This is a genomic window from Streptomyces sp. NPDC033229 (assembly GCF_055576875.1).
On record NZ_JBVIQR010000114.1, the window covers coordinates 1 to 6429 of the forward strand.

4 protein-coding genes and 4 pseudogenes are annotated in these 6429 nt (G+C 65.3%); 7 read left to right on the forward strand and 1 reads right to left on the reverse strand.

Going from position 1 to position 6429, the window contains the following annotated elements; translation table 11 throughout:
- The first annotated feature begins 634 nt into the window (after positions 1-634).
- The 7 genes and pseudogenes from ACZ53N_RS35930 to ACZ53N_RS35960 all read left to right on the forward strand — a co-directional run.
- Positions 635-1579, forward strand: a complete 945-nt coding sequence (locus ACZ53N_RS35930; RefSeq protein ID WP_469144934.1) for an ACP S-malonyltransferase — start codon at positions 635-637, stop codon at positions 1577-1579.
- A 221-nt stretch (positions 1580-1800) separates the two neighbouring features.
- Positions 1801-2235: pseudogene (locus ACZ53N_RS35935) on the forward strand (thiolase family protein); the annotation flags it as partial.
- A 233-nt stretch (positions 2236-2468) separates the two neighbouring features.
- Complete coding sequence (locus tag ACZ53N_RS35940) at positions 2469-2657, forward strand: 3-oxoacyl-[acyl-carrier-protein] synthase III C-terminal domain-containing protein (protein WP_469144937.1); 189 nt, start codon at positions 2469-2471, stop codon at positions 2655-2657.
- Between the two features lie 38 nt (positions 2658-2695).
- Positions 2696-3347, forward strand: a pseudogene (locus ACZ53N_RS35945) (SDR family NAD(P)-dependent oxidoreductase).
- Between the two features lie 436 nt (positions 3348-3783).
- Positions 3784-4215: a hypothetical protein gene (locus tag ACZ53N_RS35950; RefSeq protein ID WP_469144935.1), complete on the forward strand. Its 432-nt coding sequence runs from the start codon at positions 3784-3786 to the stop codon at positions 4213-4215.
- A 212-nt stretch (positions 4216-4427) separates the two neighbouring features.
- Positions 4428-5933: pseudogene (locus ACZ53N_RS35955) on the forward strand (ISL3 family transposase); the annotation flags it as partial.
- A 57-nt stretch (positions 5934-5990) separates the two neighbouring features.
- Positions 5991-6167, forward strand: a pseudogene (locus tag ACZ53N_RS35960) (IS1380 family transposase); the annotation flags it as partial.
- Positions 6168-6210: 43 nt separating this feature from the next.
- Here ACZ53N_RS35960 and ACZ53N_RS35965 read toward each other — a convergent pair.
- Positions 6211-6429: integrase core domain-containing protein (locus ACZ53N_RS35965; protein WP_469144936.1), on the reverse strand; the 219-nt coding region annotated here is incomplete at its 5' end.

Sequence of the window (6429 nt, forward strand, 5' to 3'; positions counted from 1 at the left end):
CCGCAACCGACCACTACCGGTCACGACCCGACCACGCACTCCAACTACTCGATCCCGAAACCTGAGAACGCATCAGCCCTGCTGACGGATCCTCCGCAAAGCCCGCTGCCACCCGCTAAAGATGACGTCAATCGCCAAAGCAGCCATTCACCCTCGAGACTCACCGCTGAACAAGCTCAGGACTACCGCTCAACTCGCCATCCCCTAGCCGAACTGCTCCCAGCTTCAGCCGGGTTGCTACGCCAACCCGGCGGTGAAGTTCTCTCACCTCACTCGATTCCATGGCGCCTCGTGGCGCACCCATGAGATACGACAAACTCGCGGTCCCATACGAAGTCACCGTCCTCGTCGCAGCCATCAACGAATGGCTCTGAGCAAGGAATTTTCGCGAAGCCCTACCCGTCAGAGCAGGGTGCCAATAGGGGTTACCTGTCGTCGAGACTGAGGCGAGCGGATCATCTGACTCCGTCCATGACTGCCTGCCCGCCGCTTGACCGGCCGGTTGCGGTCGTTCAACGCGTTCTTCCGGGAGTCTGCCATGCGCTATTCCCTCTCTCGCTAGTCCCATGCTGGACTGTCACGACAGCCTGCCGCCAGGGCAGACGCACCTGATCGCAAGCGAGGTGCCCCCCACATGCCATCACAGCGAGGCCCGCACACCCCAGTTGCCGTACTGTTTCCAGGCCAGGGCGTTCAACGCCGGGGAATGGGCTCGGCTTTGTTCCCTATGTTCCCTGATGTGGTTGCTGAAGCTGATGAGGTCATGGGCCTTTCGGTACAGCAGTTATGCGTCGATGATCCGAATGACCTGCTCTCCGGAACACTGTACGCGCAGCCCGCCGTCTACCTGGTCGGTGCGCTACACCACCGGAAATGGCTGAGGGACATGGCGGGTCGACCCGCCGATGTGTACCTCGGCCACAGCCTGGGTGAGTTCAACGCGCTTGAGGCGGCGGGCGTGTACGACTTCGCGACTGGTCTGCGGCTGGTCATGGACCGAGCCCGCGCTACCGCCGACCAACCGGGAGCGATGCTCGCCGTGATGGGCCTCGATCTCGACCGGATCGTAGAGGTGCTGGCGGAGCGCGGGCTCGATGATGTGTGGCTCGCGAACCTCAACAGCGAAACGCAGAGCGTGCTGGCCGGCTTCGCCGACCATATTGAGGCCGCCCGTAGAGCGGTGCTGGCGGCCGGTGCGCGGCTGGCTGTCCGGCTGCGCATCGCCGGTGCTTTCCACTGCCCCTTGCTGGCTCATGCCGCCCAGGAGTTCGCTGCTGCAGTCGGCACGGTGGAGTTCGCGCGGCCTCGCGTACCGGTTGTTTCCAACGTGACGGGCCGTCCGCATGAGATGCCTCTCATCGGCCGTCGTCTGGTCGAGCATCTCATCCGGCCGGTGCTGTGGCAGCGGTCCGTGGAATGGGTGCTGGACAGGTGGCGTGGCTCAGATGGTCAGGAGGCCACCTTTCACGAGGCGGGCGACGAACCAGTCCTCAGCAGGCTCGTGGGGCACATCCGGCGAGAGTACACACAATGCCCCCAAGGAGAAGCATCATGGCTGCGTCCGCCTTCGACGATCTAGCTCAGTCGATCGACGCATGTGTTGGTACGGGTACGGATATCACTCGCGTCATGCGCTCGGCGCTGCGCGAAATCCGTGGTCCTGGTGCAGTTGGCTGCGGCCACCGCGAGGGGATGGCCATGACCGCGCTAGGCTCGCTTGTGGCCCTCTCCCATGCCATGGTGACAGGGGTCGGCGTCCACTGGCTGACCCGGGTTGTGGAGAACGCCGAGCTGGCGGCCATGTTCGGACTTGAGCCGGAGTGGATCAGCAGCCGCACGGGGATTGAGCGGCGGGGCTGTGCGGAGGCACATGAGTCGTTGGTGACCATGGCGGTTGTCGCGGCGTGCAAGGCTGTGGCTCATGCCGCCCGTGACCCGGCCGACACCGACGCCGTAGTGCTTGCCTCGATGACCAACACTCGTCAGACCACGGCTCTTGCCCCCGCGGTGGCACACCAGATCGACGCCACCCGGGCAGGGGAGTACGCCGTCAACGCAGCTTGTGCCGGATTCAGCATGGGGCTAGCGGCAGCCGTTGGCCACATCGCGAGCGGCAATGCCCGCCAGGTGGTCGTCGTCGGGTCGGAGCGCCTATGCGATCCAGATGGCCCCAATACCTCGATCATCTTTGCGGACGGTGGGGGTGCCCTGGTCGTCAGCGCGAGCGACCGGCCAGGATTCAGCCTGGTGGCATGGGGCAACGTCGGCTCTGCCGAATTACTGTTCGTACTCACGCTGGCGCCCGGCGACCCGTACGTCCGGATGCAGGGGCGGGATGAAGTTTGCCTCACTGGTGCCCCCGATCACCGAAGAGGCTCTGAACAAGGCGGGGCTTACTTGAGACGACATCGCGGCCTTCGTGCCTCATCAGGCCAACGACCGGCTGACCCGGCGCTTCGAGGGACGTTCTGCGGTTGCCACCGCACGTCATCGTCAGCCGCGCGATCGCCACTGACGGCAACAGCTCCGCCGCGTCCATCCCGCTCGCGGTGGAGAAACTGCTCTCCTCCGGCCGAGTGCGTTCCGGCGACCTGGCGCTCTTCCTCGGCTTCGGCGGTGGCATCACCTGGGCTGCCCAGGTGGTGAGACTGCCGTAAGAGGAGTGGTGTACGAAAACCCAGGCAAGGGCCCCGCACTGGTGACCGGCGGCGCCCGGGGCATCGGTCCAGCGGTCGCCCAGGCACTTGCAGCAGGGGGACAGGCGGTCGCGGTAGCCCACCGTGGCAAGCCTCCCTGCCCTTCCTACCTCTCCCCCTGCGACATCACCGATCCCACCCAGGTAGACGAGGCGTTCCGCTGGGCGGAGACGGAGCACGGACAGCCGAAGTCATGGTAGCGAGCGCGGGAATCCGCAGGGACCGGCTGCTGATGGCGATGGACGATGCGGACATGATCGACGTACTGAAACCAACCTGGCAGGCGCCTTCCACACCGCACGCCGCGCACTGCCCGCAATGGTCCGGGCCCGATACGGGCGGATGGTATTCATCACCTCCACCGTCGCCCTCACCAGCTGCCTCCGCCAGGCCAACTACGCCGCCGCAAAAGCCGGTCTGACCGGACTAGCACGGGAGACCACCCAGTACGCAATCACCGTCAATGTCGTGGCGCCAGGCCTGGTGGACACCGCGATGACAGCCGACCTGCGACAGGAGCAGCGCGCGGCGTTCCTAGTCCGAACAGCCCTAAGCCGCACGGTGACCCCACAGGAGGTAGCCGCAGCCGTGACCGGCGCCATCCTGCCCATCGACGGCGGCTACGGAATGAGAAGCCAAGAAATTTCCTAGCACGCAACACGGCGCCGGTACGTCACCGTTTACTCCATTTTCTCTATGCCTTAGGGCGGGAGTCAGCGAACGAAGGCGGTGCGGGTGCGGCACCGGTGAGGCTTCGACAGCCGTCGCTCCAAGCCCAGCTGCGCCGCCGGGGAACAACCCATCTTCTTCCCATGATCTCCGCTCGCTGCAAAGACGGAGCGCTGTAGCGATGTGCCAGCCTTGCTACAGCGACTGGATCCAGTGAACGCCGATATTCCCGGTCACAAGCCATACCGCCGATCCCGCCAGCGTGTCGGCAGAGAGATCGATTCAGGTGCGTCAGGAGGACTGCTGTGATGCCCGAGGCACAAACGATAAACAAACCGGGCGTGGATGATCTTCGGCGCGATGTTTTCGCCTACGACGCCGACGTACTGAAGGCCGCTGCTCGCAGAGGAGGTCGGCTGTGACCGCCTCCCTCGTCGTCAGCAGCACCAGCGCGATTGCCGCAGGCGGGACATGGGACGCGGTGCGCGTCCCACTCGCCCTGGGGGAGCAGGTGTGCGCGGTATTCGATGCCCATGACCTCAGTACCGGACCCACGCTGCTGGACCAGAGCGGCGAGCGCTTGTATTTCTTCGTCGGCGCTCACCAACTCGACGGCCGAATTCTGCCGGGTGCCGTTGTCCTGGGCACCGGCTCCTGGGTTGTCCTTCCACCTCGTGATGAAGCGCTGGCACCGTACGGTCTCCGGTGGGTCCGCCAGCCCGCCATACCCAACTGGCTCATCAGCCCCGAACGGCTTGAGTACGTACTCACCGCGATCGCGGAAAGGCATCTTTTCACAGAGAGCCACATTAGTCCACTACTCAGCAGGGTACGTGCGGCGGAGCGGTGATATTTTAGGGACTGCAGTAGAGACCGCTCAAATTGACGGAGTTCCCACAGACATTACGTTTTTTCGCTTACCTTCAAAGAATTGAGTGGCACCGCTCCGCCGCTGCGCTTGCGGGTCTGTACGGTCAACGGCCCTGTCGCCCATTCGGTGGTGACGGAGAGTTGCGAGGGGTCGTTGATATCTGTGTGAAGGATGTCAACGAGCTTGTGCAGATGGTGTTTTCGGGGCTGTCCCCGCTGGTCATCGAGGATGTGGTCGACGAGGGTGAGCGGATCGTGGTGCGGGCACGAACTCCGAAGGACACCGCGGTCTGCCCGGTGTGCGGGGTCTCGTCGGGACGCGTGCACGGGTATCACTGGCGGACGGTGGCCGATGTGCCGGTCGACGGGCGGCGGGTGGTGGTCCGTGTGCGGGTGCGGCGTCTGGTGTTTCCCACGCACGGCTGCCGACACACCTTCCGCGAGCAGGTGCCCGGCGTGCTGGACCGATACCAGCGGCGCACGACCCGTCTGACCAGGCAGGCCAAGGCCGTGGTCACGGAGTTAGCGGGCCGAGCTGGGTCACGCCTGCTGGCGGTACTCGCGGTGAGCCTGTCACGTCACACGGCTCTGCGCGCGCTGCTGCGGATCCCGTTGCCCGTCGGTCGGGTGCCCCGCGCGATTGGTGTTGATGATGTCGCTCTGCGCCGGCGCCACCGCTATGCCACCGTGGTGATCGACGCTGAGACCCACGAGCGGATCGACGTGCTGCCCGACCGCACGGCCGACACCCTGGAGGCGTGGCTGCGCGAGCGTCCGGGCATCGAGGTCGTATGCCGGGACGGCTCGGCTACCCACGCCGAGGCCATCCGCCGCGCGCTGCCTGACGCGGTCCAGGTCGGGGACCGCTGGCATCTGTGGAAGAACCTGTGCGAAGCCGCCCTGGGCGAGGTCAAGGCGCACAGCGCCTGCTGGGCCACGGTGCTGGACGCGCCTATCTACGACGGGCTCCGCTCCCAGACCACCCTGGAACGCTGGCACCAGATCCACGGCCTACTCGACCAGGGCGTCGGCCTGCTCGAATGCGCCCGCCGTCTCCCACTCGCCCTGAACACCGTCAAACGCTATGCCCGCGCCGACCGGCCCGAGCGCATGCTCCACGTCCCCAAATACAGGGCCAGCCTCGTCGATCCCTACCGCGAGCACCTGCGCAAACGCCGGGCCGAGGACCCAGGCGTCCCCGTCCTGCACCTCTTCGAAGAGATCAAGGCCCTCGGATTCACGGGCTGCCTCAACCTCCTGCACAAGTACATCAACCAAGGCCGTGCGGACGCCGACCGCAGCCACATCTCCCCGCGCCGGCTCGCCCGGATGCTGCTGACCAGGCCCGACAACCTCAAGGCCGAACAGCACGAGCTCCTGGCCAAGCTCACCGCCGCCTGCCCCGAGATGACCCAACCGGAAACCCGTATCCGAGACTTTGCCCCACTCCTTGCGCCACACGCCGGCAACGCCGACGCACTCACGTGCTGGATCACCCAGGTCCGGGCCGCTGACCTGCCCCACCTGCACGCCTTCACCCGCGGCCTGGAGCGAGACCTTGACACCGTGACCGCCGCGCTCACGGCGCCGTACAGCAACGGCCCCACCGAGGGTGTCAACACCAAGACCAAACGGATCGCACGCCAGATGCACGGACGAGCAGGCTTCACCCTGCTCCGCCACCGCATCCTCCTCGGCTACCAGCACACTCCGTCACCACCGAATGTGCGACAGGGCCGTTTACTGGACAGACCGCGTGAACGCCCGCACCCCGGCGCCCAGCTCTCCCTCTTCGACCAGGACGAAGGCATGCGCCACCAGGTATTCCTCACCGACACCCCGTACTCCAGCGGCGGCTCCATCCAGCATCTGGAGGTCCGCCACCGCAGGCACGCGATCATCGAGGACCACATTCGCCGCGGCAAGGACACTTGAGGGGCCTCGCGTTCTTCGGACAGGGTCTTGACTGTCGCGTTCAGGCGGCGGTCCGCGACTGCATGTGCTCGGCGTGGACTTCTTGCGGAGGGCGATAGTCGATGGCCGAGTGTAGCCGTTTGCGATTGTACCAGAATTCGATATAGCGGGTGATGTCCTGTCGCGCGGCTTCGCGGGTCTGGTAAGTGACCCGCGACACTCGTTCGTTCTTGAGGGCCGCGAAGAATGATTCGGCCATAGCGTTATCGAAGCAGATTCC